Annotated in this window: 19 protein-coding genes; 16 read left to right on the forward strand and 3 right to left on the reverse strand. The window is 36.1% G+C overall.

Going from position 1 to position 16,047, the window contains the following annotated elements:
* The first annotated feature begins 53 nt into the window (after positions 1-53).
* The 8 genes from WH267_RS12245 (at position 54) to WH267_RS12280 (ending at position 7,141) form a co-directional block, all read left to right on the forward strand.
* Complete coding sequence (locus WH267_RS12245) at positions 54-962, forward strand: hypothetical protein (RefSeq protein WP_340008550.1); 909 nt, start codon at positions 54-56, stop codon at positions 960-962.
* Between the two features lies 1 nt (position 963).
* Positions 964-1,791, forward strand: a complete 828-nt coding sequence (locus WH267_RS12250; protein ID WP_340008552.1) for a hypothetical protein — start codon at positions 964-966, stop codon at positions 1,789-1,791.
* A gap of 1 nt (position 1,792) precedes the next feature.
* Entirely contained in the window at positions 1,793-2,569 is a 777-nt protein-coding gene (locus WH267_RS12255; protein WP_123317997.1) for a hypothetical protein, read from the forward strand.
* 135 nt (positions 2,570-2,704) lie between these two features.
* The gene (locus WH267_RS12260) at positions 2,705-3,880 is read left to right on the forward strand and encodes an aspartate aminotransferase family protein (RefSeq protein WP_340008778.1); all 1,176 of its coding nucleotides are present in this window, start codon (positions 2,705-2,707) and stop codon (positions 3,878-3,880) included.
* A 66-nt stretch (positions 3,881-3,946) separates the two neighbouring features.
* Positions 3,947-5,020 carry a hypothetical protein gene (locus tag WH267_RS12265; RefSeq protein ID WP_340008556.1) on the forward strand — a complete coding sequence of 358 codons (1,074 nt, stop codon included), beginning with the start codon at positions 3,947-3,949 and terminating at the stop codon, positions 5,018-5,020.
* A gap of 57 nt (positions 5,021-5,077) precedes the next feature.
* Entirely contained in the window at positions 5,078-5,644 is a 567-nt protein-coding gene (locus WH267_RS12270; protein WP_115970087.1) for a hypothetical protein, read from the forward strand.
* A gap of 216 nt (positions 5,645-5,860) precedes the next feature.
* Positions 5,861-6,247: an START-like domain-containing protein gene (locus WH267_RS12275; protein ID WP_034696870.1), complete on the forward strand. Its 387-nt coding sequence runs from the start codon at positions 5,861-5,863 to the stop codon at positions 6,245-6,247.
* Positions 6,248-6,325: 78 nt separating this feature from the next.
* The gene (locus WH267_RS12280; protein ID WP_340008560.1) at positions 6,326-7,141 is read left to right on the forward strand and encodes an aminotransferase class IV; all 816 of its coding nucleotides are present in this window, start codon (positions 6,326-6,328) and stop codon (positions 7,139-7,141) included.
* 84 nt (positions 7,142-7,225) lie between these two features.
* Here the strand turns inward: WH267_RS12280 and WH267_RS12285 are convergent, their stop codons facing one another.
* Both WH267_RS12285 and WH267_RS12290 read right to left on the reverse strand, forming a co-directional pair.
* Positions 7,226-7,807 carry an N-acetylmuramoyl-L-alanine amidase family protein gene (locus WH267_RS12285; RefSeq protein ID WP_340008562.1) on the reverse strand — a complete coding sequence of 194 codons (582 nt, stop codon included), beginning with the start codon at positions 7,805-7,807 and terminating at the stop codon, positions 7,226-7,228.
* A gap of 103 nt (positions 7,808-7,910) precedes the next feature.
* Positions 7,911-8,462, reverse strand: a complete 552-nt coding sequence (locus WH267_RS12290) for a YqgE/AlgH family protein (RefSeq protein WP_115970090.1) — start codon at positions 8,460-8,462, stop codon at positions 7,911-7,913.
* A gap of 24 nt (positions 8,463-8,486) precedes the next feature.
* Between WH267_RS12290 and pdxH the strand changes: the two genes are divergently transcribed.
* Positions 8,487-9,128 (forward strand): pyridoxamine 5'-phosphate oxidase, encoded by a 642-nt coding sequence (pdxH, locus tag WH267_RS12295; RefSeq protein WP_340008565.1) that lies wholly within the window; start codon positions 8,487-8,489, stop codon positions 9,126-9,128.
* Positions 9,129-9,455: 327 nt separating this feature from the next.
* Here the strand turns inward: pdxH and WH267_RS12300 are convergent, their stop codons facing one another.
* Positions 9,456-9,746: an HU family DNA-binding protein gene (locus WH267_RS12300; RefSeq protein WP_027379880.1), complete on the reverse strand. Its 291-nt coding sequence runs from the start codon at positions 9,744-9,746 to the stop codon at positions 9,456-9,458.
* 399 nt (positions 9,747-10,145) lie between these two features.
* Here WH267_RS12300 and panD point away from each other — a divergent pair, with 399 nt between their 5' ends.
* The 7 genes from panD (at position 10,146) to WH267_RS12335 (ending at position 16,047) form a co-directional block, all read left to right on the forward strand.
* On the forward strand, positions 10,146-10,496 hold the full coding sequence (panD, locus tag WH267_RS12305; protein WP_047386679.1) for an aspartate 1-decarboxylase: 351 nt from the start codon (positions 10,146-10,148) through the stop codon (positions 10,494-10,496).
* A gap of 3 nt (positions 10,497-10,499) precedes the next feature.
* Entirely contained in the window at positions 10,500-11,522 is a 1,023-nt protein-coding gene (locus tag WH267_RS12310) for a lysylphosphatidylglycerol synthase transmembrane domain-containing protein (RefSeq protein WP_115970092.1), read from the forward strand.
* Positions 11,523-11,708: 186 nt separating this feature from the next.
* Complete coding sequence (locus WH267_RS12315; RefSeq protein ID WP_115970093.1) at positions 11,709-12,284, forward strand: TerD family protein; 576 nt, start codon at positions 11,709-11,711, stop codon at positions 12,282-12,284.
* 25 nt (positions 12,285-12,309) lie between these two features.
* Entirely contained in the window at positions 12,310-12,984 is a 675-nt protein-coding gene (locus WH267_RS12320) for a TerD family protein (protein WP_115970094.1), read from the forward strand.
* A gap of 81 nt (positions 12,985-13,065) precedes the next feature.
* The gene (locus tag WH267_RS12325) at positions 13,066-13,704 is read left to right on the forward strand and encodes a vWA domain-containing protein (protein ID WP_115970095.1); all 639 of its coding nucleotides are present in this window, start codon (positions 13,066-13,068) and stop codon (positions 13,702-13,704) included.
* Positions 13,705-13,722: 18 nt separating this feature from the next.
* Positions 13,723-14,766, forward strand: a complete 1,044-nt coding sequence (locus WH267_RS12330) for a TerY-C metal binding domain-containing protein (protein WP_340008571.1) — start codon at positions 13,723-13,725, stop codon at positions 14,764-14,766.
* Positions 14,767-14,778: 12 nt separating this feature from the next.
* Positions 14,779-16,047 (forward strand): PP2C family serine/threonine-protein phosphatase, encoded by a 1,269-nt coding sequence (locus WH267_RS12335; protein ID WP_340008573.1) that lies wholly within the window; start codon positions 14,779-14,781, stop codon positions 16,045-16,047.

Raw genomic sequence — 16,047 nt, forward strand, 5'->3', positions numbered from 1 at the left:
TAATTATAATATTTTATACATTTAATAGGTCAAGCCAATCTAAAAATGACAATATGAAATTAGAATTTATTATCTTGATCTTTATTATTTTTAATATAAAGATTAGTGCCCAAGTTGGTATTTCCAAAACCGCGGGCTTCCAGCCAGACGTTCGAGCTCAATTGCACGTAAAGCAAGATGATTACGCCACCAGATTACCAAGAGCCAATACCACCTCAGTATTGCCTGCTTCATTAACTGGTACAACGGGAGATGGGACTCAAAGTTCCATTATCTTTAACCGTGAAACAGGAAGTGTTGTTCAGAATGACGGAACAAGTTGGAAGATTTCAGATCCTATTGTAACCACCATGAAGAATAACAAAATGGCCCGTTTTATAAGAAATGGTACTGTAACTACTACTTGTGATCCCTGTGTGCTGTTACCATTCCCCAATTGTATTATAGGATCTAATCAGCAATGCGCAGCAGTAGATGTACCATTTACTACAGGAATACCTGCTCTGAATGAAATATCAACTGATGTAGATTTACTAAGTACCACAAGTAATGTGATTAATTTTAAAACAAGAGGTTTATATAAAATATCATTTAAAAGTGGTACTCTTAACGTGGGGACACCTACATGTATAGGTGCATCAACCAACCTGTATTCCAGATTGAACTTAGAAATCAGTTCTGATAATGGTACATCTTGGAAGCCTGTTAATAATACAGTAAGTAATACCACAGGCGGATTACTTTCATTGGGTTCAATACCTATTGGATCTATAGACGTAGGTCAGTCGCTTGCATTTACCTATGTAGGTGTTTTTAATGCTAATGACAGAGCTAGATTAAGATTTTATGGTAACCAGGCAATGCTGGTAGGTGGTTGTCTGGGAAGTAATATGTTTTTTTCGATGAACACTACAGGAAACTCTATATCGGATATTATTGTTGAAAAAATAAATATGCAATAAGATGAAAAAGGTTACACTTATTATAGCACTTTTTAGCCAATACTTTCTACAGGCGCAGGTAGGTATTGGTGGTGATATTTATAGCACAAAAAATATAGTAAAAGTTCTGGACGGAACTAAAGGAGTAATACTTCCTTATTCTAATAGCTTTACTTCATTTCCACAATATAACGCTGGAGTGACAGATGTATTTAATGACTATCCTAACCTTATAGGAGGGCTTATCTACAATAAGACAGATGATCAATATTACAAATATGACGGCTATGCCTGGAATCCTGCAAGACAGATCCAGGGGATATACCAGCCTAAAGGATCAAGACTGGGAATCTCTTCAGGGATTTCAATTCCTTGTATTGCTTTCGGTTTAGGAATATGTCTTTCAACAGGGTCTGCCGTTTATTTAGCTCCGGATAATAAAAGCGAAGTTCTTGTTGATAATCTTACATTAAAGAATGCAAGTAATGTAACAATAAAACAGGCTGGAGTCTATGATGTAGGAGCTGCTTTAGGGTTTACTGGTGGATCGCTTGGAGCCCAGATTGGAGTTACAGAGTTTAAACTGACATTACAGGTTAGGTATGTACCTACAGGAAATTGGGAAACTATCGTTACCAAGTCAAACTATTCACTCATATTTGTTATTGATACTAATGGAAATAAAACATGCAGTTTTGCCCAGACGCTTTCATTGCCGGTAGGTGCTGAATTAAGGGTTATTCCTACAATCAGAACTATTGGTGGATCAGGAGGGTCTCTATCTGCTTATGGGACAGATGCCAACTCAATCAACTCTTACCTTGCAGCACGTTTAATTAAAGCTTATTAAGATGAAAAAATATTTATTCGGACTGTCTTTATTGGCGATCAATATTTACAGTGCACAGGTGAATTTCACCAATATCTCTAATCCCGATTCTAACGCGAATGGAAATGACAGGGTAATGATGTATGTTACCAATACCAGTGAAGCAACTGGTGTAAAAGGTCTTGGACTTCCAGCTGTAAATGCAGCAACAGATCTTCCATATACAGGAGCAAGTGCTCCGGCAACCAGGATAGAGGAATTAAGAGGAATGCTCTTGTTTGTTAAAGCTACAGGACAGGTAATGGTTTTTGACGGTCTCGTATGGAGCAAGGCTTTTGAAATAGAATCTGATAATATCTCAAGATTCCGGTTAAATTCTGTATCAACTACCAATGGTACAGCTTTACTACCGATAAATAATACCATCGATAAACCCAATTTTCTTGCCGATCCTTTAAAGCTTAAAACAAACGTTCCTACAACAGGAGCAAACCTGAATAGACTGTACATTAGGCAAACAGGATTATATCGAGTTAATCTCAATCTTAATTTTACAGGTCCTGCCGGATCATTTAGTAACAGATTAGGAGCCAGTTTATACCTGAATGATGTCAAAAGATTTCAATTGCTTGAAGATACAGTTAATTTTGATGGTACCAACCGGAAGATTAGTTTGGATATTTCAGTGTATGCGGTTCAGGGACAGTATATTACTTTAGAGTCCATTACGGAAGTAAGTGGTACAACCAATTATACAGTTACCAATGACAGTTATGTAACAGTAGAGAAGGTGTTATAAGATAAAACGAATCTTAATATTTCAATGAAAAGTCACATTTACATTAGTAAGCGTGGCTTTTTTTATTCCCTATCAATAATTTCGGCGTTTGCTGAATCTTTTATAGCTTTGCTGAAATTTTTTGAGACAATGGAAATGCACAAAGATTTTTTTATATATCAGGCGCAAACCACAAAATTTGCAGCAGGTTTTGAAGTTGAAAAAGCGGTAGGAAACTATATTTATGGTACAGATGGGAAAAAATATCTTGATTTTGTAGCGGGAGTATCAGCCAATACTCTGGGACATTCACATCCAAAAGTTGTGAATGCCATCAAGGAACAGGCAGATAAATACCTTCACGTAATGGTATACGGAGAATATGCGCAGGAAAAACCAATTGCATTATGTAAGTTACTGGCGGAGGCTACTCCAGAGCCTTTGGAGGTGACATATCTTGTAAATAGTGGTGCTGAAGCCATTGATGGGAGTTTGAAGCTTGCTAAAAGATATACCGGGAGAGAAGAAATTGTTTCCTTTAAAAATTCTTACCATGGAAATACTCATGGAGCACTAAGTGTTTCAGGAAATGAAAATCATAAAAGGGAATTCCGTCCATTGTTGCCAATGGTGTCTTTTATCGAATTCAATAATGAAAGCGAATTTGAAAAGATCACAGAAAAAACGGCTTGTGTTATTCTGGAAACCATTCAAGGAGCTGCCGGATTCCTGGTTCCTGATAATAACTATCTGATTAGACTGAAAAAAAGATGTGAAGAAGTAGGTGCACTTTTGATTCTGGATGAAATTCAACCTGGATTTGGAAGAACAGGAAAACTGTTTTCATTTGAGCATTTCGGAATCGTTCCTGATATTTTGGTCATGGGGAAAGGAATGGGAGGTGGAGTTCCTGTAGGAGCTTTTATGAGTTCCAGAAAAATTATGGAAACCCTGTCTCATTCTCCAAAACTGGGACACGTGACGACTTTTGGAGGAAATCCACTGATTGCAGCAGCCAGCTATGCCACCTTGAAAGAAGTTCTGGAAAGTGGTCTGATGGAAGAAATTGAAGAAAAAGAAAATCTCTTCAGGGAGCTTTTGGTACATCCGAAGATTAAAAATATTAATGGTAAAGGATTGATGCTTGCCGTTAACCTTGGGGAACCTGAATATACTTTAAATGTTGCTAAAAAATGTATGGAAAACGGGCTTATTGTTTTCTGGCAGTTGTACAGAAATGAATATTTGAGAATATCTCCACCGTTAACCATTTCAAAAGAAGAGATCAGAGAAGGCTGTGAAATTATTTTACAGATTCTGGATGAAGAATAAGACTCTTTTTATAAAACTTTGAACATATAGAAAAAATCTTTACTTTCGCGGCGTAAAAAAATAACCATGAAAAAAATTATTTTATTCACTGGGATAGGACTTGCTGCTATCCTGGGAATTCAGGCCTGCGGGAGCTCAGATGATTCTATTACTGAAAATCGTACCACAACAGTAGCACAGGACAAAGAAAATATCAAGAAAACAATTAACGGTTTTTATGATAAGCTGAATGTATTGGATGATGGCGATCTGTCCAAATATATATTGTACACCATGTTCAATAATACTGCTCAGGAGTACGATGATAGCCACCTAAATAATGTTATCGAAAGTTTCGAAAACCAATATGGAGAAGTTCTGATCAATAACAAGCTGCAGTTTGCTACAAAACTGGGTGAATATACTTTTAATAATGCTACAGGGCAATGGGCTAAGACAGGAAATTCTACAGGAGTTGTTCTTAAATTTCCATCAGTTAAGAATCAGGCAGCTGTTGACGGAGAATTAACACTTACTTCCTATACTGATGTTCAGACAAGCTACAATTCTGAAACAATCTGGCTTCCGAAAACTTTTGATCTTACATTAAAGAAAAGTAATAATACAGTTTTTAGCATGAACTTATCAAATGTAACTTTTGATAACAGTACTAACTTCAGTATGCCGATCAGTGCCAATATCAAGATCTTTGCTTCCCCTTGGACACAGACGATTACATGGCAGAGAAATTCAAGTAAAGAATTCCAGTTCAAATATAATGCTACTACACCTCAGGGAGCAAACAGTGAAGTTATTGCCAATGTTACATTAAAACATGCGGACTATGCTAATATATCTTCTAAAGATGATTTTAAAGCAATCACAGCATCTGTAACAGAAGGGAATCTTAAAATTAACTGCAGCATGAATGTAGAAGCATTAGCTGCCATTAATGATCCAACAGATAGCCAGATTAATGCAAACTCTAAAGCTGTAGTATCCTATTCCGGACAAAAGGTTGGGGAGATCATTTATAAAACAGTAAATGGAAAAGGAGAATTCTTTATTGTATATGCTGATGGAACTACTGAAAATACAGATGTGTATATTGGTGATTTTGAGCAGAAGATCAAAGCTATATTCGCAAATTATATAAAATAACATAACTAAAAAAGATACACATCTCAAAGGCTTATAAGTCTTTGAGATGTTTTTATTATGAAACGTATTATTACAGCATTTTTCTTTCTTTTCTTTTCATGCCTGTGCCTGGCCCAGACTCAGAAAGATACTTTATTTACGATCCCGAAACATCAGATAGGTATTGGGATTAATAAGTTTATTAAATCCATTTTTGCATCCGATGATAATGCAATGGTGATCAATTACCGGTATTCTCCGAAAGGGAAATGGTCTTATAGAACAGGATTTGATTATAAGAAGGATGATAGTGAAGGAGGGTTTACACAGTTTGCCATGAAGCTTGGGGTTGACAGAAACCTTAAAAGATACCGTAACTGGAACTTTTATTATGGGGCAGATGCTTTTATGAGATATTCTAATTACAAGAATATTAATAAACCCCAGTATGATAACGGAATAGGGGCCTTTATAGGCGTTCAGTACTTCATTTCTCCGCATTTTTCCATTTCTACAGAACCTATGTTTTATTATAAATACATTTATATTGTAGACCGCGATACTTTCCAAAAGGATAAGAAGACCGGGTGGAGTGAAACAGGATTCGGAAAAGTAGGTTTTGTAGAATTAAATTTTCACTTTTAAACAAACTAAAAATAACTCGAAACAGTTGATATAAATCTCTCAGAATTGAGAGATTTTTTTTATGCTTAACATGGTAATTTTAACGGTTTATATGCAATAGAATAGGTATTTATAATCTCTGATAAATATCATGCAGATTCTTTAAAAAAGTAACTGCAATTTTGTGTAATAAAAAAATTAATTTATATATTGCGGGACGATAAAAACAAAGATTATATGGCGAAACATAAAGTCCATTACGAATTTCCAATGCACTGTTTATCAGAGATTTTATACGAGTATCTGGCTACTGCGGAGGGATTGTCTGAATGGTTTGCGGATGAGGTAACAGAGAAAGGCGATGATTTCTTTTTTAGCTGGGGTGGAGGACCTGCAGAGAAGGCCACTTTGATCAGATATAAGCCTGAAGGTTTCGTACGTTTCAGATGGGAAGAAGATGAGGGAACTAAAAACTTCTTTGAAATGACTATCACAATAGATGATATTACAGAAGATCTTGCACTGAATATTACAGATTTTTGTGAAGAAGGTGACGAAGAGGAAAACGCAATGTATTGGGAAAATCTTATTGAGAATCTCAGAATAAAATTAGGTGCTGCGTAATGCAGAGCTTTATTAAATGATAAAACTGATGAACGATTTATCGTTCATTATTTTTTTGTAAATAAATCACATCAAAAATTGGAAAATCAATATTTTACATCAGACGCATTAAATGTAAAGAACAGAGCCTTTCTTTGGGGCGACGCAGTGAAGGTTTCTTTCTTTGTAAGAAACGGCGGATTGATCATGGATGAAGAATGTTACTTCTTCCTGATGGCTTCCATGAGAAAGATGAGAATGAATATTCCTTTAACCTATACACTGGAGTTTTTCCAGTTACTATTCCAAAAGGATATCATAGACGGTAAAGGAATCAAAAACGGAATTATCAATTTTCAGGTATTCAGAAATCAGGATGCTGTGATATTGGCAAAATCTTCAATTTCTTACTTTTATGAAGTTGAAGAAATGGATGATGTACTGGCTGTTCACCAAAGACCTTTGGACCTGGATCTGATCAAGGAAATTAATGTAAATAATAATCTCTTAAGTAACATTAGAGTACATTGTCCGGAAAATATCTATGGTGAAATTTATGCTCAGGAAAATGACCTTGATGACGTAATCCTTTTGAACCCTAATAAAAGAATTGCCCGTACCACGTCCGGAAACCTTTTATTCATGGAAGGTAATATTATTAAAGTTCCAAAGCAGACAGAAGGTGCTTACATTTCTCCTTTGATGGAAAATTTTGTTACTTTCTTACATAAAAATAATCTGGCTGATATTCAGGAACACGAAATTATTGCTTTTGAATCTCAGAAAGCAGAAGAGATTTTGATGATTTCTGATGAGAAAGGCATATTTTCTGTAGGTAAAATAAGAAATAAGACCTTTGAAATTTCCCGATTCACAGAATTGGTAGAAAGCTGGAAAAAGAGTTTTAATTCATAAAAATTGACAAACCCGGTAAACAACAAGTTATAAAGTCCTTTACCGGGTTTTATTCTGAGTAAATCAGAAATTGTTTTTTTTTATTTAGTTTCCGTTGATAATGTCAACGAATTTCTGTGCAATTTCCTTTTGTCCTTTTTCACTGGTGACATAATTCCTGTCTGTGGAATTATTGATGAATCCAAGTTCTACCAATACCGTAGGAGCTTTGGTTTCTCTCAAAATATGAAGATTACGCTCTTCAATTTTACGGACATCAAATTTTTTATAAATTTTTCCCGCCAGTTTCTTTGAGTCTTCAGCATTCTGAACATATATTTCAGTACCATGCTTTGAGGTTTCTTTCTGAGAAGAGGTATTGACATGGAGTGAAAATACCATTTCAGGATTCAGTTTATTGATCTGATCAGTTCTTTCGGAAAGGCTGGGGTAAGTATCTTCATCTCTTACTAAAATGACCTCGTATAGCTCTTGCTTTCCGCTAAGTTTTTGAATTTCTTTCGCAATACTTAGTGTGATATCTTTTTCATTGAAGCTGCCATACACCGCGCCATAATCATCTCCGCCATGACCGGCATCTATGACAATGTATTTCTTGCTGAGAGGAGTGAATGATAAAAAGACAGTCGAAAAGATTGATAAAGCAAGTAATGGAATACCTTTCATTTCAGTAATTTTGGTTTTTCAAAGAACGGGAAAACTTTCTTTAAAATTGGTTAACAAAATCCTAAAATTTGTTAATTATTTTATTGATCTGAAAAGGATATAGTTAATTTAATGAGATATCTTCAGGAGAGTTGGCCCAAAGTAAAAATTCACCCCCAAGATTCTGCATGATTGATTTCCATAATGTCTGGTCATTTGGAAGGGTATAATCAAGGTTATAAACATCTACCACAGTCCACATCTTTCTCTGAACTTCACTGTCCAGCTGGTTAGGAGCCCATCCGGAATATCCGGAAAAGATTTTTATATTGTGAATATCCAGTTCATTGGCTAATACAGCATTGATGATGCGCTCGATATCTTCGGTAAGGTAGTATTCATCGTTGATATCAGTATAGATTTCAGTTACTTTTTCATCACTCTTTACAATAAAGAATACCTTGTCATTTTCCACAGGGCCACCATCGTATACCTCGATCTTAAAATCAAAGAAATCTTTGAATTTACTGCTCATCTGACTATTCTTTTTATTCAGTATCAAACCAAAAGCTCCGCTTTCGTTATGTTCAATAACCAATACTACCGATCTGGAAAAAATATCGCCGGAAATGTCAGGTGTCGAGATTAATATTTTACCTTTGTATGAGTGATTCATACTCAAATTTAATAAAAAATATTTATGGAAAACCTGCACGACAAAAGAAAAGTGTATGACAAATCCCAACTTATTGAAAGTGAGATAAAACAAAATCCAATTGAGCAGTTTAGAGACTGGTTTTTGGAGGCAACTGAAAGTCCTGAGATCTCAGAAGTCAATGCTATGGCGGTTTCTACGGTAGAGGAAGACGGTTGTCCAAGAACAAGAATGGTATTGCTGAAGGCTTATACTCACGAAGGATTTATTTTCTATACCAATTATAACAGTAAAAAAGGGAAAGCAATAGAGCACAATCATAAAGCCTGTCTGCATTTTTTCTGGCCTAATCTGGAGAGGCAGATCATCATCAAAGCCAATCTTGAGAAAGTGGCAGAAAATCTAAGTGAGGGTTATTTTCATTCAAGGCCCAAAGGAAGTCAGTTGGGTGCTGTGGTTTCTCCTCAAAGTCAGGAAATTCCGAACAGAGAGTTTTTAGAAGAAAAATTAAAGGATCTGGAAAAAGAATACGAAAACACTGAAGTTCCAAGACCCGCTCATTGGGGGGGGTATCTTGCAAAGCCTTACGAAATTGAATTCTGGCAGGGAAGACCTAATCGCCTTCACGATAGAATTGTATATCAGCTGGACGGGCTGGACTGGAAGGTTTCTCGATTGGCTCCATAGGTAAGTATGAAAAGCGAAAAAGAGTAGGTAGAGGGTTTGTTACACCTATTTTCAGTAAATTATAAAAAGGATTTAAAACCATCCATAGAAGCGGGCTTTAGTCCGCTTATTTATTATATATATTCTAAAGGCTTTGGCCAAGACTAAATAATCTTAATACCTTCATTCTTCTTTATGGTTCCTTCTATCTTAATCACTCAATTTTTGAATATAATTCTCAGTTTAGGAATTCGAAGCCATAATTAATAATCCATCCAATGTCAGTAATATTGAGTATAAAAAAGACCGCTTCGGAGAAGCGGTCTTGAATTTTCGTAATCTGAATGATTATTTTTTCTTAGCACCAGAAACTGCATTTGATAAATCAGCTCCAGCCTTGAACTTAGCAACTTTTTTAGCAGCAATTTTGATTGGTTTTTTAGTTGCAGGGTTGATCCCTTGTCTAGCTGCTCTCTCAGCTACTGAGAAAGTACCGAAACCTACTAAAGAAACTTTTCCGTCTTTTTTCTTTAAAGTAGAAGTTACGTTACCAATGAAAGATTCTAAAGCAGCCTTTGCTGCAACTTTAGTGATACCTGCATCTTTTGCGATTGCGTCGATTAATTCAGACTTGTTCATAATTTTTAATATTAAAGTTAGTTCGTAATTATAGCAAATATAATACTATTTTCTAATTGTGCAATTTTTTTATAAAAACTTACATAATTTTTTTACTTTTCAGTGAAAACAGTTAAAATATGATAATTCGTGTTTTAACGAAAAATCTACGTTACGGGTTACTAAAATCATGCCAAATGCTTATGTTTATTGACTTTAGCAAAAAGTTAATATTATTTCCTGTATTTATTAAATCCTAAATTGCGTATAAAGTATTGATGTTTTTAAGAATATAATTGACAATAATATAAGTAATGGTCTCTTTTTTTGTGTTTTATAAAATTAAACCCCGTTGTTTATGGGAGTTTTTTAATGGTAGTGTACGTCTGTTTTATTAATTTTTATTAATAAATTTGCAGCATGTTAATAGAAGTTTTTAAGTCCAAGATCCATAGGGTAAGAGTGACAGCCTCAGACCTTAATTATATAGGAAGTATAACGATAGACGAAGATCTTATAGAAGCTGCCGGCCTGGTAGTGGGAGAAAGGGTCTATATCGTTAATGTGAACAACGGTGAGCGTTTTGATACGTATGTTATCAAAGGGAAAAGAAAATCCGGAGAAGTATGTCTGAATGGGCCTGCTGCAAGAAAAGTACAGAAGGATGATATCATCATCGTTATTGCTTATGCACAGATGACTCCTGAAGAAGCAAAAGATTTCCAGCCGAAGATCGTTTTCCCGGATGAAAAAACAAACCTTCTTACATAATTCATGGAGAAAACATCAAAAAATCCTTTAAAATCAGTACTTACAATAGTAATATCGCTTGCTTTTGCAGGCTTTTTTTTATGGCTTGCTTTAAAAGGGCTTGATTTTAAAGTGATTCAGCAATCATTAGCTAAGGCCAATTATCTTTGGGTATTGTTTGCCTCTGTATTTGGTCTTCTTGCTTATTGGTTCAGGGCAATCCGTTGGAATCTGATGCTGGAGCCGATGGGGCATAGTATTTCCAATTCCAATTCGCTTTGGTCTATTTCATTTGGATATTTAATGAACCTTACTATTCCCAGAAGTGGAGAACTGGCAAGAGCTACCGCACTATATGGAGTAGAAAAAGTTCCTGTGGACAAATCCTTTGGAACGATCATCCTGGAAAGGGTAGTGGATCTTATATGTATGCTTGGTTTTTTAGGGCTGACATTATTATTTAAATATGACGCAATTCTGTCATTTTATGAAAACTCAGGAGTACATATTAATCCAAATAAGATACTGCTTGTTCTTTCTGTATTAATCGGAGGTACAGTTGTGTTTTTTGCCTTTAAAAAGAGACTGGCGAATGTTCCGTTTCTGGGTAAGATCGTTAATTTTATTGACGGTATTTTTCAGGGACTGATGACCATTTTTAAATTAAAACAAAAAGGAAAGTTTGTTTTATATACTCTGGGAATCTGGATCTCCTATTATTTCGCCGCTTACCTGGTATGTTTTGCATTGCCCGAAACTTCAGCGTTTACCTTTGCAGACGGTTTCTTTATTATTGTTGTGGGAACAATGGGAATGATTATTCCTGCCAGTGGTGGGATCGGAGCCTATAATCTGGCTATGAAATATGGTTTTATGGCTCTTTTTATCTCAGTAGGGAAGAGTGCAGATCTTGGAGGTGAAATGGGACTTACCTATTCCTTTATTTCTTTGCCGCTTCAGATTGTGATCATGCTTGTAATGGGACTTATTTCTATTCCTATGCTGGCAAAAGCCAGAAATAAAGCAGCTTCAGAGAAGGAGTTTTAAAAAATAATTCAATAATTATACGATATAAAGGTTCAGTTTTTTAATTGAACCTTTTTTGTTGCCGTTAATTTAATCGGGAAAATTAGACTTAATTGCTTTATATCCATTATTTTTAGTAAATAAATTTGGTCAATTCGTAAATCAAATCTATCTTAATGGAAAAAATAATTCATAATATAAAATACTATGGCAATTAATCTACAGAAAGGACAGAAGATCGAGATCGGGCTGACAAAAATGACGATAGGACTTGGTTGGGATCCTAATGAAGGGACAGGCTATGACTTCGATCTTGATGCATCCGCAATCATGATTGATTCTGACAGAAAATTAGTAAGCGAGGAATATTTTGTTTTTTATAATAATCTGACTTCGCCGGATGGAGCTCTTACCCACACCGGAGATGATCCAAGCGGAAAAAACAGTGATGGAGATGATGATGAGGCTATTGTTATTGACCTTGATAAAGTAGATTCAAGAGTAGAAGAGATCCTCTTTGTTGTTACTATTGAAGATTTTGAAAGAAGAAAACAGAACTTCGGACAGGTAAGAAATTCATACATCAGAGTGGTAGACAACAGCTCCAATCAGGAGATTGCAAAATATGAGCTGGATGAAGACTTCTCTATTGAAACGGGTGTTGAATTCGGAAGACTGTATAAGAGAAACGGAAGCTGGAAATTCGAAGCTTCAGGAATAGGATACAGAGCAGATCTTGGATTCTTCCTTGAAAAATATTATAAGGGACAGATCATCAAATAAACATTAAATACACAAAACGATAGCTATGGCAATTAATTTACAGAAAGGTCAAACGATTGATTTAAGAAAAAACGACCGTGGAGAAAGTGTTTATGACCTTTCAAAGGTAACGATCGGTTTAGGATGGGATGTAAGGAAGCAAGGAGGATTCTTTGGAAAACTTTTTAATAAAGAAGCGGAATATGATCTTGATGCAGTAGCATTTCTTTTAGATGGTAACGGAAAGGTTGCTAATCTGGGGAGAACGGTTCAGACGAATGACGGAAGACAAATGGGAATGTATCAGGGAGACGTGATCTTCTTTAATTCTATGCAGCATCCAAGCGGAAATGTATGGTTGACAGGAGATAACAGAACCGGTGCCGGAGATGGGGATGATGAGCAGATCATTGTGAAGTTGGACCAGCTGGATCAAAGTTACCAAAAAATTGTATTTCTGGTTACCATTTATCAGGGAAGAACCAATAACCAGCATTTCGGAATGATTGAAAATGCATTTATCCGTGCTGTGGATGCTACAGGGAAAGAAATTACGAAATACAGCCTTTCCGGAGATTCGAGTATGAACGGAATGTGTGCGATGGTTTTTGCTGAAGCATACCGTCATAATGGAGACTGGAAGTTCCGTGCCGTGGGAGAACCTCACAATACGGATAACTTTATTGATATTCTGAGACAGCAGTATTCGTATTCAAACTAGATTGTAAATTTCTATTCAACATAAAAGCCGGCTGGGAAGTCTTCGACTTCCTCCGCCGGCTTCAGAATTAATAACCGCCTTATGAACAGAAGATTATTAGCCTATTTTTTACTGGATACTTCCGGTTCCATGAATGGAGAGCCTATCCAGGCACTGAATAACGGTTTCAACGGCCTTATCAGTATGCTCCGCACAGATCCGCAAGCGATGGACAGCCTTCATTTAAGTGTTATTACCTTTGATAGAGAGGTTAAAAATATCATTCCCTTAACTGCTTTATCCAATTTTTATCCCATGGAGATTACCTGTCCGGATAGTGGGCCAACGCATACAGGAGCAGCTTTAGAAATGGTTGCAGAACTTGTTCAGAAGGATCTGGTAAAAGGATCTGGTGATGAAAAAGGAGACTGGCAGCCGTTACTTTTTATATTTACGGATGGAAAACCTTCTGACATTCAGAAATACAGACAGATGATTCCTGTACTTAGAGGGCTGGAATTTGGAGCCATTGTAGGATGTGCAGCTGGTCCTAAAGCGGATGAACAGTATCTTAAGGAGCTTACAGATCATGTTGTAAAGCTGGATACTACAGATGCCATAACGCTCTCTTCCTTTTTCAGATGGGTGAGTTCTTCTATTACTCAGAGCGGACATTCGCAGAATACAACAGATCACATAACATTGCCTCCGCCACCATCGGAGCTTACTATTATTATTTAAAAAATTGTCTTTACAGGTATGAGAAGGCTACCCATTTATTTTTTGATCGATGTCTCCGAATCTATGATAGGAGACCCGATTGAACAGGTGCAGGAAGGAATTTCCAATATCGTCAGGGAACTGAAGAAGGATCCGTATTCATTGGAAACGGTTTATATTTCAGTGGTAGGCTTTGCCGGAGAGGCTGAAGTGATTACACCGCTTCAGGATATAATCAGTTTTTATCCACCCAAAATTCCGATTGGAAGCGGAACTTCATTATCCCAGGGTTTAATAAAAATCATGGATTGTATTGATAAGGAGGTTATAAAAACGACGTATGACCGTAAAGGAGACTGGAAACCTATTGTTTTTCTGTTTACAGACGGTGTTCCTACGGATGATGCTACCAAGGCCATCGAAAGATGGAAGAGTAAGTATAACGGAAAGGCTAATACCATTGCGGTTTCCATAGGAGAGAATACCAATTATAAACTTCTGGGCTCGCTGGCAGATAATGTTTTACTGTTCAATAATACAGATGAAAATTCCTATAAAGAATTTTTCAAATGGGTAACTGATTCTATTAAAACTACAAGCCAAAGTGTTACTGAGGCAAAGAAAGAGGGAATTAACCTGTCTAAAATAGACTCTGTCATCCTTGAAAAGGTAGATCCACAGATGGAACAGCGTTTTCCGGATAATAATTTTGTGGTTCTGAATGGCAAATGTTCAGAGACGGATAAACTCTATCTGATGAAATTTAAAAAAACATTCGGGGAATCAAGTATTCCAGGGATGTCAACCAGATATTATAAACTGGAAGGAGCCTACAAAATTGATGAAAAATCTTATTACAGGCTGTCTTCTGCCCAAAGGAGTAATCTGAAAATTTCAATAGAAGAACTTCAGGGGGGAACTTCCTGTCCTCAATGTGCTAATCCTATTGCTCTGGCAACTTGCTCATGTGGTGGAATTCATTGCCTGCAGGGAGAAGGGTATAATAAATGTCCTTGGTGCGGAACTTCCGATTATTACGGATATTCCGGAGGAGGATTTGATATCAACAGAACTTTAGGTTAAATTATTTAGGCCATGAAAATACCTTCATTTTATTTTGGGATTGGGAAAAAACCTATGGAAAAAGGAATTATCTATAAAGAAAAAGAAGAATTTAAAGAAGTTCACTGGGTATTAAAAAATGCTAATGTAGGAAAGTTTTATGAATTCAGTTTTGAAATAGAAGATTTTCCGAATATAAAGATTAAAACCATCACGAATTTAGAAGTAACCGGGCTTATGTTTGAAAATAACAGGATTTCAGGAACTCCGATGGCCAATAATCTTTATCATCTGGATATTGAATTTTTCCATATTGAGGATAAAGAGAATACTGAGATTAAAAGAGTTCAGCTACTGGTTAATATTGATCCCAAAGACTTATGGAAAAATATTCCTGCTGACAAGGAAGCTGATTTTTATAAAGAAGATGAGGCTTCATTTCAGGGAAGATTTTCAGATAAAAAAATTGTTGTGGTTTCTAAAAGAGGCCGTTCTCATGCCCATGAAGGGAAATTCAGAGAGGATGATTTTGCTGTGAATGAGCTTCCTTCAGACTGGAATATTGTTTCCGTTTCTGATGGTGCCGGCTCTGCTACCATGGCAAGAGAAGGTTCAAGGCTGGCAACAATTTCTGTCAATGAGTTTTTCAGTTCTCCGGAAGTTTTAAATGAAATTGAAAATAATATCGAGATCATTTATACCTCAGATAATTCAGAAAAAGAGCAGGATGGAGCCAAAGAACATGTAATAAGACGTCTTTATGAAGGTGTTTTATATGTACATCATGCTTTGGAGAAAACAGCTTCTGAAAATAATCTTTCCATTAATGATCTGCATACCACTCTTATTTTTGCTTTGGTTAAGAAGTTCAGTTTTGGATATGTTATTTTGAATTTTGGAGTAGGAGACTGTCCCATCAGTCTTGTCAATACTGATTTTTCAGAGATAAAGCTTTTAAATACCATGGATGTCGGTGAGTTCAGTGGGGGTACCCGTTTTATGACCATGAAGGAAATTTTCAACGATCATATTGTTTCCCGTTTCAGGATAAGCTGTGTGGAGGATTTTTCATATCTGGTACTTATGACAGACGGGATTTATGATCCTAAATTCCTTACCGAAAATAAGCTGGAAGATACAGAAAGCTGGAAAACATTTTTTAACGATCTTAATGGGGTTAACGATGATCTTGCTAAAGTAAACTTTATCAATGATACCGAAATTGCACAACAACTTCTCCACTGGACTGATTTCTGGAGCCGCGGAAACCATGACGACCGTACACTGGCCATAATTTATTAA

Source organism: Chryseobacterium sp. MYb328 (genome assembly GCF_037572595.1).
Taxonomy (GTDB): domain Bacteria; phylum Bacteroidota; class Bacteroidia; order Flavobacteriales; family Weeksellaceae; genus Chryseobacterium; species Chryseobacterium pennae.